Genomic DNA, 15,180 nt, shown 5'->3' with positions numbered 1-15,180 from the left:
GCCGCCGGGCCACCGAGGGGGAGGCCCGGCGATCACCTCGCCGGAGTCGGGAGCGGTCAGAAGGTGAAGACGCCGGCCGATTCGGCGTCGGCGACGCAACGGTTGGCGTACGAGGTGCGGTAGGTGACCGGTTTGCCGCGCCACTTACCGATGGCGGAGACGTCCACCGGGGCGTATTCCAACGTGCAGGCCCGCGGTTCCGGGCGTAGCCTGTCGAAATCTCCGTCCACTTCGGACAGTGTGGCGCAGGCGCCGCCCCGTCCCGGGTGGGACCCCCCGGTGGGTTCGCAGGTGAGTGAGACGGTGCCGACCCGGCCCCTGGTGTCGTGGCTGGTCAGCTGAAGCATGGATTCGGCGGGTTGCGCCGGGGCCAGACAGGCCAACGCGAGTACGCAGGCGCCGATCGGTTCGAAGAAAGCCATATCAACCCTATCGGCTGACGTGACCCGGTGACTGTGTTCCACGCTTGGGTGAGATTTACTCACTCGGACGTGTGGTCGTCTGCTTCCCGGATGTCGTGGGCGAGTAAGGCGACATAAAGGGAGAGCATCGATTCCGGTTCTTCGAGCCGCACCCCGAGTACCTGCTCGATCCTGGCCAGCTGCTGGTAGTAGGCGGTGCGGGAGGTGTGCGCGGCCGCCGCGGCGGCCGATTTGTTGCCGCCGTGTTCGCAGTAATGTCTCAACGCCTGAACGAGTCTGCTGCCCTGTGCGGCGTCCCGGTTCAGCAGCGGGCCGAGCTCCCGCGCGGCGAACGCGGTGATCCGTTCGTCACCGGCCAGGAGATGCAGCAGCCCGCGCAACCGGACGTCGTCGAGCCGGTGGACCACCCGTTCGACGTTCTCGGTGAGCGCCGCGGCGGCGACCTGCGCGGCTTCGACGAGCGTCCGGCGTGCCTCGGCGGGCCCGCTGCCGGTGGTGCCGACCGCGACCACGGCGGGCGCCCCGGCGCGGGCCTCGTGGACGTCGGTGGCCAGCCGCCGCAGGACCGCGTCCACCCCCGCCTCCGGCGAGAGCGCGATCAGCGCGCGCACCAGCGTGTCGTCGGTGGCCACCAGCGCCGACACCTTGGCGCGCCGGGCGGCGAGCGCGGTCGCCTCGGCGAGTTCCCGCAGCAGCACCGGGGTCGACTGCGTGGTCTTGGCGGTCGCGGTGATCCTCGGCCGCACGGCGACCCCGACCAGCAGCCGTCCGGTCAGCGGGACACCCAGCGCGGACGCCCGCGCGGTCAGCTCGGACGGCGGCACCGGATTCGCCAGCAGTTCGGTCAGGACCGCGCGGTGCGCCTGGCGTTCGAGGCTGTCGGTGTCCTTGGCGACCAGCCGGTGGACCGCGAGCGCGGACGCGGCGCGTTCGGCGACCACGACGTGCCGGTGCGGCGGCGGATCCCCGCAGACGACGACCAGCCGTCCCCAGTCGTGCCCGCGCGCGCCGACCACGGTGATCAGCCAGCCCGCGCCCGGGTGGTAGCCGGTCCGCTCGCCGACCTGCACCGGCCGCGACCGGGACGGCCAGCCGGGCAGCAGTTCGCCGGGATCCGTCCCGGCCGTGTCGTAGGCGAGGACTTCGTGCGACAGCGTCTCCAGCACGACGGGATGTTCGGTGAGTCTCGCGACCTCGCGCAGGATGTCGCCCGGTTCGGCGCCGGCGACCGTCAGCGCGGTGAACGTCTCGTGGACCCGTTCCGCCGCGCGGAGTTCGTCGACCTGGGCATCGACGATCAGCCCGTTCACCGCCTCGGTGACCGACACGAAGCGCGTCTCGCGCGAAAGGGTGATCAGCGGGACACCGTGGCGGTCGGCGGCGTCGACCAGCGCGGACGGCAGCTTCTCGCTCCAGTGCCGGACCAGCTCGACGATGACCCCGGCCACTCCGACACCGGCCAGATCGGCGACGTACCTGGCGAGCGCGGCGCCGTCGTCGGGCAGCGCGACCCCGGTGGTGAGCACGAGCTCCCCGCCGCGCAGCAGCGGGGCGATGTCCGCGACCTCGGCGACGTGCGCCCAGCGGACCGGCGCGTCCAGCCCCGCCGCCCCCGCCACCACGTGGGGCCTGCCCTGACGCAGCACCGGCAGCGCGAGCACCTCGGCGACGGTCGGGTACATCGGCCTCCCACCTGGTCGGAACGCAGAGTATTCGTCGGTGAACCCGCGTCCGCGATCGACGTCTGCAGCTCCGCCGACAGCACAGAGACAGACTGTACGGCCGGGACCGGGAGTCCGTACACGTTGCCGATGGCGTCGGTGTAGCGCGCGCACCCAGACTCGACCGGGAGCAGGCATCCGGCGAACAGGAAGGCGGAATCCGTGACCGACCGCATCACCCACTGGATAGACGGCAAACCGTGCGAAGGCGTGAGCGAACGATCCGGTGACGTCTTCGATCCGGCCACCGGACAGGTGCGCGCGAAGGTCGCCTTCGCCGCGCAGGACGACGTCGACGCCGCCGTCGCGGCCGCCTCCCGGGCACTGCCGGGCTGGCGCGGGACGTCGCTGGCCGGGCGGACGCGGGTGCTGTTCGCCTTCCGTGAGCTGCTTTCGGCGCGGCGTCACGAGCTGGCGAAGATCGTCACCAGCGAGCACGGCAAGGTCGAATCCGACGCGGCGGGCGAAGTCGCGCGCGCCATCGAGAACGTCGAGTTCGCTTGCGGCGCGGCGCAACTGCTCAAGGGCGGGTTCAGCGAGAACGCCTCCACCGGTGTCGACGTCTACTCGATCTCGCAACCGCTGGGCGTGGTCGGGGTGATCTCGCCGTTCAACTTCCCGGCGATGGTCCCGCTGTGGTTCGTGCCGAACGCGCTCGCCTGCGGCAACACCGTCGTGCTCAAGCCGAGCGAGAAGGACCCGTCCGCGGCCGTGTTCATCGCGGAACTGTTCGCCGAGGCCGGCCTGCCCGACGGCGTCCTCAACGTCCTGCACGGCGACAAGGTGGCCGTCGACGGGCTGCTGGAACACCGCGACGTCAAGGCGATCTCGTTCGTCGGCTCGACGCCGATCGCGAAGTACGTCTACGAAACCGGGACCAGGCACGGGAAACGCGTCCAGGCGCTCGGCGGCGCGAAGAACCACATGGTCGTCCTCCCGGACGCCGACCTCGACCTCGCCGCCGACGCGGCCGTCTCGGCGGGCTTCGGCTCGGCGGGGGAGCGGTGCATGGCGGTGTCGGTCGTGGTCGCGGTCGACCCGGTCGGCGACGAACTGGTCGCCAAGATCGCCGAGCGGATCCAGCGGCTCCGCGTCGGCGACGGCATGCGGCCCACCTCGGAGATGGGACCGCTCGTCACCGCCGCCCACCACGAACGCGTCGAGTCCTATGTGGAAGCCGGCGTGGCAGCGGGAGCGCGGCTCGTCGTCGACGGCCGCGGCATCGAGGTCGACGGCGAGGACGGCGGCTTCTGGCTCGGCCCGACCCTGTTCGACCAGGTCACCCCGGACATGTCGATCTACACCGACGAGATCTTCGGACCGGTGCTGGCGGTCGCGCGGGCCGACGGGTACGAAGCGGCGCTGGAGCTGATCAACGGCAATCCTTACGGCAACGGCACCGCGATCTTCACCAACGACGGGCGGGCCGCACGGCGGTTCCAGAACGAGGTCGAGGTCGGGATGGTCGGCGTGAACGTGCCCATCCCGGTGCCGGTCGGCTACTACTCGTTCGGCGGCTGGAAGGACTCGCTGTTCGGCGACAGCCACGCGTACGGGCCGGAAGGGTTCCACTTCTTCACGCGGACGAAGGTCGTCACCTCACGTTGGCCGGACCCCTCGCAGGGCGGGGTGAACCTCGGGTTCCCGCGCAACAGCTGACGCTCAAGGGCGAAAGTGGCGATTGCCGAAGTCCGTGAAGGCCTCCTTGAGGGACCCAGAGTCCCTCAAGGAGGCCTTCACGGACTTCGGGCCTTGGAGTAACGGACGGGCCGGTGTGAAGGGAGCTTTCCCCGCATCGTGCGCGCGGAAAGTCCCCTTCGCGTCGTGCGGCGCAGGCGATCAGTTCGCTGACGCCACTAGCGAACGTGCGCAATGAAGGGGCCTTTCATCGCAAAATTTGCGATGAAAGGCCCCTTCATTGCACGCCCTGGCGCCCCACTGGTCACGCCGCCCATGTCGAGGCGCAGCTCTTCGGACTCGACGGGCACGGCGCTCCACGCTGAGTCGGACAGTGCGGCCGGTGGAAGAAATGCCTGGCCGGAAGCCCTTCCGTGCTCACGCAGTCGATCGTCGGTCGTCAAATTGTCGCGGCGGGACGACTGTCCGCGTCCGCGATTGCCAGGCGGAAATGGTTTTGTCATTACCGGCAGTGCGGCGAAACCGAATTCGCTCATGGTGGTCATGGCTTTTCGCTCGGTCGTCGGGGACCGCCGGAGCGATCGCCGATTCCGGTTAGCATCGCCGTCATGTCAGAATCGAAGCGGTCGGCGATGCGAGTGGCCGATTCCGATCGCGAAAACGTCGCACGACTGCTGTGCGAAGCCATGGGTGCGGGACGGATCACCGCCGCCGAACTGGAAACGAGGCTGGACGCCGTCTACGCGGCCAGGACTTTCGCGGAATTCGAACCCGTCGTCGCGGATCTGTCCCCCGGCGGCCCGCTCACCTCGTCCCACACCGGCGACGAGGAGCAAGGCGGACGGCGCTCGTTCGCCGTCATGTCCGCCACCACGCGGCGGTTCGCCGGACCGCTGCCGTCGAACCATGTCAGCCGCGCGTTCTGGGGCAGCGTGCGCCTCGATCTGCGGCAGGCCCGGATCGCCGCCGGATCTTGCACGATCAGGGCGGTGGCGGTCATGGGCGGTGTCAAGATCGTGGTGCCCGAGGACTTCGCCCTCGATGTCCGGGGCATCGGCCTGATGGGCGGATTCGGCACCGGCCGCAGGACGAGGCGACAGCGGCCGACGACGGGCGCGCCGGTGCTGCGCGTCACAGGTTTCGCCTGGTGGGGGTCGGTGAAAGTGATCCGAAGGCCCGTGGAGCCCCGGCGGCGCACCCTTCGCGGGCGCGGCTAGACGGTCCCAAAGAAGTCCGGCGGCTCCTCGGGCACTATGCCTTCCGTAAACTCGTTGTGAGGACGAGCCGAGGGAGGTGCAGGTGGCCAACGCGGAAGAGCGGCGTTTCGAGGTGCTTCGCGCGATCGTCGCCGATTACGTTTCCAACCAGGAGCCCGTCGGATCCAAGGCGATCGTCGACCGGCACAACCTCGGCGTGTCCAGCGCCACGGTGCGCAACGACATGGCGGCGCTGGAAGAAGAGGGCTACATCACACAGCCCCACACCAGCGCGGGCCGCATCCCCACCGACAAGGGCTACCGGCTCTTCGTCGACCGGATCGCCGAGGTCAAACCACTCAGCGCGGCCGAACGCCGGGCCATCACGGCCTTCCTCGACAGCGGCACCGACGTCGACGACGTCCTGCGCCGCTCCGTCCGGCTGCTCGCGCAGCTGACCAGGCAGGTCGCGGTCATCCAGTACCCGATGATGACCAATTCCGCCGTCCGGCACCTCGAAGTGGTGCCGCTCACGCCCGCGCGGCTGATGCTGGTGCTGATCACCGATTCCGGCCGCGTCGACCAGCGCACCGTCGACCTCGGGGACGTCATCACCGAGGAGAACGTCGGCAGGCTGCGCACGGTGCTCAACGGCGCGCTGGCGGGCCGCCGTCTCTCCGAGGCCGCGGCGGCGGTCGCCGAACTGCCCGAGAAGTCGCCGGGCGAACTGCGCGACAACCTCACCCGCGTCTGCACCGTGCTGGTGGAATCGCTGGTCGAGCACCCCGAAGAGCGGCTCGTGCTCGGCGGCACGGCGAACCTCACCCGCAACGTCTCGGACTTCCCCGGATCGCTGCGGCAGGTGCTGGAGGCGCTCGAGGAGCAGGTCATCGTGCTCAAGCTGCTCGCGGCCGCCCGCAACCCCGGTGCGATCAGCGTGCGCATCGGTGAGGAAAATGAGGACGAGCAGATGCGCAGCACCTCGGTGGTGTCCATCGGCTACGGCATGGACGACCTGCTGCTCGGCGGGATGGGCGTCGTCGGGCCCACCAGGATGGACTACCCGAACACCATCGCCGCGGTGCGCGCGGTGGCGAACTACGTGGGGCAGATCCTCGCCGGCCGCTGAACGCGGCGGTGAGGGCAAAGCAGAAGGAGAAGGCGGAGACGGTGGCGAGGGACTATTACGGCATTCTCGGGGTTGCGAAGAACGCGACGGATCAGGAGATCAAGCGCGCGTACCGCAAACTGGCCCGTGAACTGCACCCCGACGTCAACCCGTCGGAGGACGCCCAGCATCGCTTCGGCGAGGTGACCACCGCGTACGAGGTGTTGTCCGACCCGCAGAAGCGCAAGGTCGTCGACCTCGGCGGCGACCCGATGGACGGCGGTGCCCGTGGCGGCGGTGGAGACCCGTTCTCGGGCTTCGGTGGCCTCGGCGACATCATGGACGCCTTCTTCGGCGCCGCCGGAGGTGGCGGCGGCCGCGGCCGTGGCCCCCGCAGCCGCGTGCAGCCCGGCTCCGACGCGCTCATCCGCCTCGGCCTGACCCTCGAGGACTGCGCCACCGGCGTCGACCGCGAGATCACCGTCGACACCGCCATCCTCTGCGACCTGTGCCGCGGCGCCGGCGCGGCCGACGGCACCGGCACCAAGACCTGCGACACCTGCGGCGGCGCGGGCGAGGTCCAGTCGGTGCAGCGGTCGTTCCTCGGCCAGGTCGTCACCGCCCGCCCCTGCCCGGTCTGCCGCGGCTACGGCGAGGTCATCCCCGACCCCTGCCGCCAGTGCGGCGGCGACGGCCGCGTCCGCTCGCGCCGCAACGTCACCGCGAAGATCCCGCCGGGCGTCGGCGACGGCATGCGCATCCGGCTCTCCGGACAGGGCGAGGTCGGCCCCGGCGGCGGCCCCGCCGGCGACCTGTACGTCGAGATCGACGAGGCACCGCACGAGGTCTTCGTCCGGCAGGGCAACGACCTGCACTGCAACTTCCGCATCCCGATGACCACCGCCGCCCTCGGCGCCACGGTGCCCATCGAGACCCTCATCGACGGCGACTACGAACTCGACATCGAGCCGGGCACCCAGCCCGCCACCGAACTCGTGCTCACCGGCAAGGGCATGCCGCGGCTGCGGTCCTCCGGCCGCGTCGACGGCCGCGGTGACCTGCACGTCCACATCGACGTCGTCGTGCCGACCAAACTCGACGACGCCCAGCGCGACCTCCTCGTCGAACTCGCCCAGCAGCGCGGCGAAGACGTCCCTTCGCTCTCCTCGAACGGCTCCAAGCCCGGAGGGTTGTTCTCCAAGCTGCGCACCAAGAACCACCGGTAACCCGTGCCAGAGACGACACTGCCGGTCTTCCTCACCGCCGCGCTGCCCGGCTCCGGGCGCACCACCCTCGACGGTGAGGAAGCCCGGCACGCCGCCACCGTCCGGCGACTGCGAGTCGGCGAACGCCTCGTGCTTTCCGACGGTGAAGGCGGCATGGCGCGCTGCGTCGTCGAAGCCGTCCAAGCCGGCAGAGACGCGGCACTCACCCTCGCCATCGAAGAACACTGGACCGAGGAACCACCCGCACTGCGCGTCATCGTCGCCCAAGCACTCGCCAAAGGCGACCGCGGAGAACTCGCCGTCGAACTCGCCACCGAAGCAGGCGCCGACGCCATCGTCCCCTGGCGCGCCGCCCGCAGCGTCGCCCGCTGGGAAGAAGGAACCCGCGGCGACAAAGCCCTCGGCCGCTGGCGCACCACCGCCCGCGCCGCCGCCAAACAAGCCCGGCGCGCCCACGTCCCCGAAGTCGCCGAACCCGCCACCACCCGCGAACTCGCCGAACTCACCCAAACCGTTTCCCGCGCACTCGTCCTCGAATCCGGCATCACCACCCGCCTCACCGAGATCGAACTCCCCGCACAAGGCGACATCCTCCTCATCGTCGGCCCCGAAGGCGGCATCACCGACGAAGAACTCACCACCCTCACCGACGCCGGCGCCACCGCCATCCGGTTGGGCCCCACCGTTTTACGCACCTCCACCGCGGCCGCCGTCGCACTGGGAGCACTCGGCGTACTCACCGACCGCTGGAAGTGAAAAAACACCCCACTAATTTGCGGCGAGTTATGGCGCGATCACACAAACAGCCGTTACTCTCGTTAACTGACGCGCAACACACGGTTTCGGCGCGCCACTGGGGGATGAAGCCCAGTCGCGCGCGTGAATCCCCGCCGGGCACCTCCCCCCTCGGTCCGGCGGAGCCGCGGCGGCGGTGGACCGACCCCCAGGGTCCACCGCGCCGCGGCGTCTTCATTTGGGGGCTTCGCAAGTCGATTCGCTCCTTGCCGCGTCCCGAATTTCGCGCCGCGTCGCGGTTCCGCGTGTCTGCCTCGGGGGCCGAGCCCCTCCGGCCCCCCACAGTGCGTCCGGCGGCCCTTGCCTGGTGCGGGTTTGTGGTTGGGGGGCAGTAGCTTGGCGGGATGGCGAAGCGGATGGGTGGGGCCGAGCGGCGGGCGCAGGTGGTGGGGATCGCGGCGCGCGAGTTCGCGGAGAACGGGCTGCACGGGGCGTCTGTTGAGGCGATCGCGCGCGAGGTTGGGATCACTCAGGCGTATGTGTTCCGAATGTTCGGGACCAAGAAGGCGTTGTTCCTGGAGGTGGTGGGGGCTGCCTTTGATCGGTTCAGTGAGGGGATGGCGGAGGCGGCCGAGGGGGCCGAGGGGCTTGGCGCGCTTTCGTTGATGGGCGCGCAGTATCACGGGATGCTGGCCGATCGCACCACGCTCATGGTGCAGTTACAGGGCTTCGCGGCCTGCGGGGACAGCGAGGTCCGCGACTTCGTGCGGACGCGGTTCGGTCGTATGTGGGACACGGTCGCCGGAGCCGCGCGGCTCGACCCGGTGACAGTGAAGTCGTTCCTCGCCTTCGGCATGCTTCTCAACAACATGGCCGCCCTCGACGCCGCCGAGCTCGACGAACCGTGGGCCGAGGGAGTGCGCACCCGCGTCCACGCCGGTTTGTTCGAGCACATCACCAGCGAGACCAACCGCGACGTTAGGGTGGGGGAATGAGTGACGCGGAGACGTTGTTCGAGCGGATCATCGCGGGCGAGATCCCGTCCGACAAGGTGTACGAGGACGAGACGACCTATGCGTTCCGGGACATAGCGCCGCAGGCGCGGGTCCACGTGCTCGTGGTGCCGAAGAAGCGGTACCGGAACGTCGCCGAACTGGCCGCGGCGGACCCGCAGCTCCTCGCCGACGTGACCGCCACCGCCAAGAAGGTCGCGGAGCTCGAGGGGATCGCCGAATCCGGGTACCGGGTGGTCTTCAACACCGACCGTGACGCCGGGCAGACCGTCTTCCACGTGCACGCGCACGTGCTCGGCGGCGAGCAGCTGGGGCATTTCGGGCGCTGAAGCGCGCGGCCTGCGGAAACCGGACTGCGTGCCGCCACCCGCAACCAGTAACATCGACCTTGTCACTGTCGTTGAAAATCGCAGCGTAAGCGCAGGAAGAAGGCCAGAGGCCACGTGGCCGGAACCGTACCGGGTGAAGCCGCCCGACCCGACGTTCCCACGGACGTCACCCCGACGAAGGCCGACGAGGCCGCTGTCATCGAAGCGGCCCAGTCCCGTTTCCCCATCCCCGACGCCGCCGCGCTCAGCCTGCTCGGTTCGAGGGACGAAAACCTCCGCGTCGCCGAAGAACTCCTCGCCGCCGACGTCCACGTCCGGGGCAACGAGGTCACCCTGACCGGCGCCCCCGCCGACGTCGCCTTCGCCGAACGTGTCTTCGCCGAACTCGTGACGCTCGCCGGCCGTGGCCAGCAGGTCGACCCGGCCACCGTCCGCCGCACCGTCGGCATGCTCTCCACCGGTGACCACGAGTCACCGGCCGAAGTGCTGAGCATGAACATCATCTCCCGGCGCGGCAAGACGATCCGGCCCAAGACGCTCAACCAGAAGCGCTACGTCGACGCCATCGACAAGCACACCATCGTGTTCGGCATCGGCCCCGCCGGTACCGGCAAGACGTACCTGGCCATGGCCAAGGCCGTCCAAGCGCTGCAGGCCAAGCAGGTCACCCGCATCGTGCTGACGCGTCCCGCGGTCGAAGCGGGCGAGCGCCTCGGCTACCTGCCGGGCACGCTCAACGAAAAGATCGACCCGTACCTGCGCCCGCTCTACGACGCGCTGCACGACATGGTCGAGCCCGAGTCGATCCCGCGGCTGATGCAGGCGGGCACCATCGAGATCGCGCCGCTCGCGTACATGCGCGGCCGCACCCTCAACGACGCCTTCATCATCCTCGACGAGGCGCAGAACACCACGCCGGAACAGATGAAGATGTTCCTCACCCGGCTCGGGTTCGGCGCCAAGATCGTCGTCACCGGTGACGTCACCCAGGTCGACCTCCCCACCGGCCAGAAGAGCGGCCTGCGGGTGGTCCGCGACATCCTCGAAGGTGTCGATGACCTGCACTTCGCTCAGCTCACCAGCCAGGACGTGGTCCGGCACAGGCTCGTCGGCGACATCGTCGACGCGTACGAGAAGTGGCAGGCCCTGCAGGACAGCCAGGACAAGGGCAACGGCTGGAAGGGGCAGCGGCGGTCATGAGCATCGAGATCGCCAATGAATCCGGCGTGAACGTCGACGAGACGTCGATCGTGTCGGCCGCCCGTTTCGCGCTCGACAAGATGGAGGTCAGCCCGCTCGCCGAGCTGTCCATCCTGCTCGTCACCCTCGAGGTGATGGAGGACCTGCACGAACGGTGGATGGACCTGCCCGGTCCGACCGACGTGATGGCCTTCCCGATGGACGAACTCGACTCGTCACGCCGCCCCGACGCGCCCGACGCCTCGCCCGCGCTGCTCGGTGACATCGTGCTGTGCCCGGCGTTCGCGAAGGACCAGGCCAAGACGGCGGGCCATTCGCTGATGGACGAGCTGCACCTGCTCACCACGCACGGCGTGCTGCACCTGCTCGGGTACGACCACGCCGAGCCCGCCGAGGAACGCGAGATGTTCGGTCTGCAGAAGCGGATCCTCGGCGAGTTCCAGGCCGCCGTGGCCGCGGTGAACAGGCGCGACGCGCAGCGCACCGCGGACGACAGGCTCCTCGGCACCGCCGGTCTCGACACCGTGCCCGCCGACGAACCCCCCGCCTAGAAATGGGTAGTCCCACGGCCCTGCTGGTCATCGCCATCGCGCTGATCCTGCTCGCCGGGGTGTTCGCGGCCGCCGACGCGGCGGTCAGCACGGTCTCCAAGGCCCGTGCCGACGGCCTCGTCCGGCTCGGCCGCCCCGGCGCGCGTCAGCTCGCGCTGGTCATCGCCGAACGCCGCCGCCACATCAACCTGATCCTGCTGCTGCGGATGACCTGCGAGCTGACCGCCACGGTGCTGGTCACCGTCGACGTCCTCCGCTGGATCCGGCCGCTGTGGCTCGCCATCGTCGTCGCGGCGGGGGTGATGGTCGTGGTGAGTTACGTGCTCATCGGGGTCGGCCCGCGCACCCTCGGCCGCCAGCACCCGTACCGGATCGGCCTCGTCGTCGCGGGCCCCGTCCGCGTCCTCGGCTCGATCCTCGGCCCGCTCAGCAGACTGCTGATCGTCCTCGGTAACGCGATCACCCCCGGCCGCGGCTTCCGCGAAGGCCCGTTCACCTCCGAAGTCGAACTGCGTGAGCTGGTCGACCTCGCCCAGGAACGCGGCGTCGTCGAGGAATCCGAACGCGAGATGATCCACTCGGTGTTCGAACTCGGCGACACCGTCGCGCGCGAAGTCATGGTGCCGCGGACGGAGATCGTCTGGATCGAGCATGACAAGACCGTGCGCCAGGCGCTCGCGCTGGCCCTGCGCACCGGGTTCACCCGGCTGCCGGTGATCGGCGACTCCGTCGACGACGTCGTGGGCGTGGTCAACATCAAGGACCTCATGCCCGCGTACATGGCCGAGGGTGGTTCGCAGCGGCAGGTCGAGGAGCTGATGAACCCGGCGAGCTTCGTGCCGGACTCGAAGCGGCTCGACGATCTGCTCAAGGAGATGCAGGTCTCGCACAACCACATGGCGATCGCCGTCGACGAGTACGGCGGCACCGCCGGCCTGCTCACCATCGAGGACGTCCTCGAGGAGATCGTCGGCGAGATCACCGACGAATCCGACACCGACGAGCGTCCCGAGGTCGAAGAGCTCGAAAACGGCGCGGTCCGCGTCTCGTCCCGGCTCTCGATCGACGACCTCGGCGAACTGTTCGGGATCGATCTCGAAGACCATGACGTGGAGACCGTGGGCGGACTGCTCGCCGAGCGACTGGGTAGGGTCCCGCTGCCGGGGGCCGAAGCCGAGGTCGCCGGACTTCGGCTGTTCGCCGAAGGCGGTAAGGACCGGCGCGGGCGGATGCGGATCACCACGGTGGTCGTCCACCCCGCCGACGCGGACGCGGTGACCGACGCAGCCTCTGGCAGGCGCCGGACCCGGGTCCCGCAGCCCGATGAAAGTGACAGGAGTGTCGAACATGCCTGAGCTGGACGCCGAGGACCAGAAGCTGGTGACCCTGGCCAGGTCCGCGCGAGCCCGCACCCAGGCCGCCGAAGGCGCCGCGCTGCGCGACACCGACGGCCGCACCTACGCGGCGAGCACGGTCGACCAGCCGTCGTTCAAACTCACCGCGCTGCAGGCCGCGGTCGCCGCCGCCGTTTCGAGCGGAGCCGAAGGAATCGAGGCCGCCGTCGTGGTCAGCGGTGACGCCATCCTGAACGGTGCTTCGCTCCAGGCGGTGCGGGACATCGCCGAAGACGCCCCTGTTCATCTCGCGGACCCCAGTGGCAAGGTGCTGAGCTGATGGCCGAGCCGCATCGTTCCGGTTTCGCCTGCTTCGTCGGGCGGCCCAACGCGGGCAAGTCGACGCTGACCAACGCGCTCGTCGGCAGCAAGGTGGCGATCACCTCCAGCAAACCGCAGACCACCCGGCACGCCATCCGCGGCATCGTCCACCGCGACGACGCCCAGCTGGTGATCATCGACACACCTGGGCTGCACCGGCCGAGGACACTGCTCGGCGAGCGGCTCAACGACATCGTCCACTCGACATGGTCCGAAGTGGACGTTGTCGGGCTTTGCGTGCCCGCCAACGAAAAAGTCGGTCCCGGTGACCGGTTCATCGCCGCCGAACTGAAGAAGATCGCCAAGCGGACCCCGGTGATCGGCGTGGTCACCAAGACGGATCTCGTGAAACCCGAGCAGGTCGCCGAGCAGTTGCTCGCCCTGCAGGAGGTCATGGAGTTCGCCGAGCTGATCCCGGTGTCCGCTGTGGACGGTTTCCAGGTCGGCGCGCTCTCGGATCTGCTGGTACGCCACCTTCCCGAAGGCCCGCAGCTGTATCCGGGCGGCGAACTCACCGACGAGCCCGAGCAGACGCTGGTCGCCGAGCTGATCCGCGAGGCCGCGCTGGAGGGCGTCCGGGACGAGCTCCCGCACTCGATCGCCGTCACCGTCGAGGAAATGCTGCCGCACGAGGGCAGAGACGACATGATCGACGTGCACGCGTTCCTCTATGTGGAACGACCGAGCCAGAAGGGCATCATCCTCGGGCACAAGGGTGAACGGCTCAAGGACGTCGGCGCCCGCGCGCGGCAGCAGATCGAGGGGCTTCTCGGCACGAAGGTCTACCTCGACCTGCACATCAAAGTCGCCAAAGAGTGGCAGCGCGACCCCCGTCAGTTGCGACGGCTGGGCTTCTGACTGAACGGAATGTCTCGATTCGGTCGCGGAGACCGGTTGATGATGTGGAACCGGACGGGTGACCTTAGAGTCTCAACCCTTGACTCCGGTGATCGCTGATCGGGCGGCGCGCCCGGGTCGTAGTTCTGCATTTCATTCGTGAAGGGAAAGCGGTAAATGACCGACAACCAGGGCCTGCCCAACTACTCCGGCGACCCTCAGGGCGGTGGCGGCTTCAACAACCCCGGCCCGCCGCCCAACAACAACCTGGTGTGGGCCATCCTCACCACGATCCTGTGCTGCCTGCCCTTCGGCATCGTCGCCATCGTCAAGGCGAACCAGGTGAACACCCTCTGGGCACAGGGCCAGCCCGCCGCGGCGCAGGAAGCGGCCGACGCCGCCAAGAAGTGGTCGATCATCGCGGCGATCGTCGGTGGCATCATCATCGTTCTGTACGTTGTCCTCGTCGTCTTCCTTGGCGTCTTCGCGGCCTCGGTGGACGTGAACAACTACCGCTGATCGAGGCGATCGAGGGGGAGACCTCATGACCGACCAGTACCCGAACTACCCGCCCCCGGGCGGGCCTCCGCCGCAGCAGCCGTATTACGGCGGCATGCCGAACTACGGTCCCCCGCCGGACAACAACCTGGTGTGGGCGATTCTCTGCACGGTGTTGTGCTGCTTGCCGCTGGGTATCGTGGCGATCGTGAAGTCGAGCCAGGTGCAGACGTTGTGGTCACAGGGTTTCCACGCGGAAGCCCAGAAGGCCGCCGACGACGCGAAGAAGTGGTCCATGTGGGGAGCGATCGCCACCGGTGGACTCTTCCTGCTGTACATCATCTTCATCGTGGTGATGGTCATCATCGGCGCGTCGGCGGGAAGCTTCACGCCGTGACGACGTCCGTCTACACGGGATTCCCGGCGCGCGGGTTCAAAGCAAGGGCCCGCGCGCTGGGGCCGCCCCTGGCCATCGCGGCAGGCGCCGGCCTCGGCTGCGTCGTCCTCTGGCTGGGTGATCCCACCACTCCGGGCGGACCGCTTCCGGTCTGTCCCACCAAGTCCATGCTGGGCATCGCCTGCCCTGGCTGCGGTGGCATGCGCATGGTCTACAGCGCGCTGCACGGGGACATCCCCGCCGCGCTGCACTACAACGCGGTGTCCTTTGTGGTCGTTCTGCTGCTCGTCTGGAGCACCGCCGCCTGGGCGGTGGGCAGACTTCGCGGCCGGGCCGTGAACAGCTGGCTGCACTGGCGCTGGACGCCGCTCGCGTTCGGCGTCGTGTTCGTCGTCTGGTTCATCATCCGTAACCTGCCCTTCGCCCCGTTCACCTCGCTCTACGTCTGAGTGCCGGGCCGCGGCCCGGATCGTCGGTGGTACCGAGTACGCTCCCGCGCACCGGTCTGCTCGGCGTATACCCATGCCGTACATTCAGCCCGGGTCGCCGCACGAGGCCCCGTGCGCCAGGGGCGAGGAACCAGCGAGGGGATTT

The 15,180-nt window shown here is 69.2% G+C and carries 18 protein-coding genes; 15 read left to right on the top strand and 3 right to left on the bottom strand.

All coding sequences use genetic code 11. The annotated features are described in order from the left end of the window. Nucleotides 1–56: 56 nt before the first annotated feature. Both ACIHAO_RS28695 and ACIHAO_RS28690 read right to left on the bottom strand, forming a co-directional pair. Nucleotides 57–422, bottom strand: coding sequence for an SSI family serine proteinase inhibitor (locus tag ACIHAO_RS28695; protein ID WP_396562962.1), 366 nt, complete (start codon nt 420–422; stop codon nt 57–59). A gap of 59 nt (nt 423–481) precedes the next feature. Then, nucleotides 482–2,104 carry a PucR family transcriptional regulator gene (locus ACIHAO_RS28690; protein WP_396562960.1) on the bottom strand — a complete coding sequence of 541 codons (1,623 nt, stop codon included), beginning with the start codon at nt 2,102–2,104 and terminating at the stop codon, nt 482–484. Nucleotides 2,105–2,305: 201 nt separating this feature from the next. On the opposite strand from ACIHAO_RS28690, the gene ACIHAO_RS28685 reads away from it, so the two are divergent. Further along, nucleotides 2,306–3,802, top strand: coding sequence for a CoA-acylating methylmalonate-semialdehyde dehydrogenase (locus ACIHAO_RS28685; protein WP_396562958.1), 1,497 nt, complete (start codon nt 2,306–2,308; stop codon nt 3,800–3,802). 197 nt (nt 3,803–3,999) lie between these two features. Here the strand turns inward: ACIHAO_RS28685 and ACIHAO_RS28680 are convergent, their stop codons facing one another. Next, complete coding sequence (locus tag ACIHAO_RS28680; protein ID WP_396562956.1) at nt 4,000–4,326, bottom strand: hypothetical protein; 327 nt, start codon at nt 4,324–4,326, stop codon at nt 4,000–4,002. A 63-nt stretch (nt 4,327–4,389) separates the two neighbouring features. On the opposite strand from ACIHAO_RS28680, the gene ACIHAO_RS28675 reads away from it, so the two are divergent. The 14 genes from ACIHAO_RS28675 to ACIHAO_RS28610 all read left to right on the top strand — a co-directional run bounded on the left by ACIHAO_RS28675 (nt 4,390) and on the right by ACIHAO_RS28610 (nt 15,035). Next, on the top strand, nt 4,390–4,998 hold the full coding sequence (locus ACIHAO_RS28675) for a DUF1707 domain-containing protein (protein WP_396562954.1): 609 nt from the start codon (nt 4,390–4,392) through the stop codon (nt 4,996–4,998). An 82-nt stretch (nt 4,999–5,080) separates the two neighbouring features. Further along, nucleotides 5,081–6,106: a heat-inducible transcriptional repressor HrcA gene (gene hrcA / locus ACIHAO_RS28670; RefSeq protein WP_125793213.1), complete on the top strand. Its 1,026-nt coding sequence runs from the start codon at nt 5,081–5,083 to the stop codon at nt 6,104–6,106. Nucleotides 6,107–6,147: 41 nt separating this feature from the next. Continuing rightward, complete coding sequence (gene dnaJ, locus ACIHAO_RS28665) at nt 6,148–7,311, top strand: molecular chaperone DnaJ (protein WP_396563184.1); 1,164 nt, start codon at nt 6,148–6,150, stop codon at nt 7,309–7,311. 3 nt (nt 7,312–7,314) lie between these two features. Beyond that, nucleotides 7,315–8,067, top strand: coding sequence for a 16S rRNA (uracil(1498)-N(3))-methyltransferase (locus ACIHAO_RS28660; RefSeq protein ID WP_396562951.1), 753 nt, complete (start codon nt 7,315–7,317; stop codon nt 8,065–8,067). 383 nt (nt 8,068–8,450) lie between these two features. Then, the gene (locus ACIHAO_RS28655; protein WP_396562949.1) at nt 8,451–9,041 is read left to right on the top strand and encodes a TetR/AcrR family transcriptional regulator; all 591 of its coding nucleotides are present in this window, start codon (nt 8,451–8,453) and stop codon (nt 9,039–9,041) included. Next, the gene (locus ACIHAO_RS28650) at nt 9,038–9,388 is read left to right on the top strand and encodes a histidine triad nucleotide-binding protein (RefSeq protein WP_125793216.1); all 351 of its coding nucleotides are present in this window, start codon (nt 9,038–9,040) and stop codon (nt 9,386–9,388) included. The genes ACIHAO_RS28655 and ACIHAO_RS28650 overlap by 4 nt, the downstream gene beginning before the upstream one ends. Nucleotides 9,389–9,502: 114 nt before the next feature. Further along, entirely contained in the window at nt 9,503–10,588 is a 1,086-nt protein-coding gene (locus ACIHAO_RS28645) for a PhoH family protein (RefSeq protein ID WP_125799698.1), read from the top strand. Continuing rightward, the gene (gene ybeY, locus ACIHAO_RS28640; protein ID WP_125785856.1) at nt 10,585–11,139 is read left to right on the top strand and encodes an rRNA maturation RNase YbeY; all 555 of its coding nucleotides are present in this window, start codon (nt 10,585–10,587) and stop codon (nt 11,137–11,139) included. Before ACIHAO_RS28645 ends, ybeY begins: the two co-directional genes overlap by 4 nt. Before the next feature lie 2 nt (nt 11,140–11,141). Beyond that, nucleotides 11,142–12,494 carry a hemolysin family protein gene (locus ACIHAO_RS28635; RefSeq protein WP_396562946.1) on the top strand — a complete coding sequence of 451 codons (1,353 nt, stop codon included), beginning with the start codon at nt 11,142–11,144 and terminating at the stop codon, nt 12,492–12,494. Then, a complete protein-coding gene (locus tag ACIHAO_RS28630) occupies nt 12,487–12,813 on the top strand; it encodes a cytidine deaminase (protein WP_396562944.1) in 327 nt (108 codons plus the stop codon). Before ACIHAO_RS28635 ends, ACIHAO_RS28630 begins: the two co-directional genes overlap by 8 nt. Next, nucleotides 12,813–13,712, top strand: coding sequence for a GTPase Era (gene era, locus ACIHAO_RS28625; protein ID WP_125785853.1), 900 nt, complete (start codon nt 12,813–12,815; stop codon nt 13,710–13,712). The genes ACIHAO_RS28630 and era overlap by 1 nt, the downstream gene beginning before the upstream one ends. A gap of 156 nt (nt 13,713–13,868) precedes the next feature. Next, nucleotides 13,869–14,210, top strand: coding sequence for a CD225/dispanin family protein (locus tag ACIHAO_RS28620; RefSeq protein ID WP_396562941.1), 342 nt, complete (start codon nt 13,869–13,871; stop codon nt 14,208–14,210). 25 nt (nt 14,211–14,235) lie between these two features. After that, on the top strand, nt 14,236–14,586 hold the full coding sequence (locus ACIHAO_RS28615) for a CD225/dispanin family protein (protein WP_007034859.1): 351 nt from the start codon (nt 14,236–14,238) through the stop codon (nt 14,584–14,586). Further along, entirely contained in the window at nt 14,583–15,035 is a 453-nt protein-coding gene (locus ACIHAO_RS28610) for a DUF2752 domain-containing protein (protein ID WP_396562939.1), read from the top strand. Before ACIHAO_RS28615 ends, ACIHAO_RS28610 begins: the two co-directional genes overlap by 4 nt. The last annotated feature ends 145 nt before the right edge of the window (nt 15,036–15,180 follow it).

Origin of the sequence: Amycolatopsis sp. NPDC052450 (assembly GCF_044547565.1) — a bacterium.
Classification (GTDB): Bacteria; Actinomycetota; Actinomycetes; order Mycobacteriales; family Pseudonocardiaceae; genus Amycolatopsis.
This window is presented reverse-complemented; position numbering and strand designations above follow the sequence as displayed.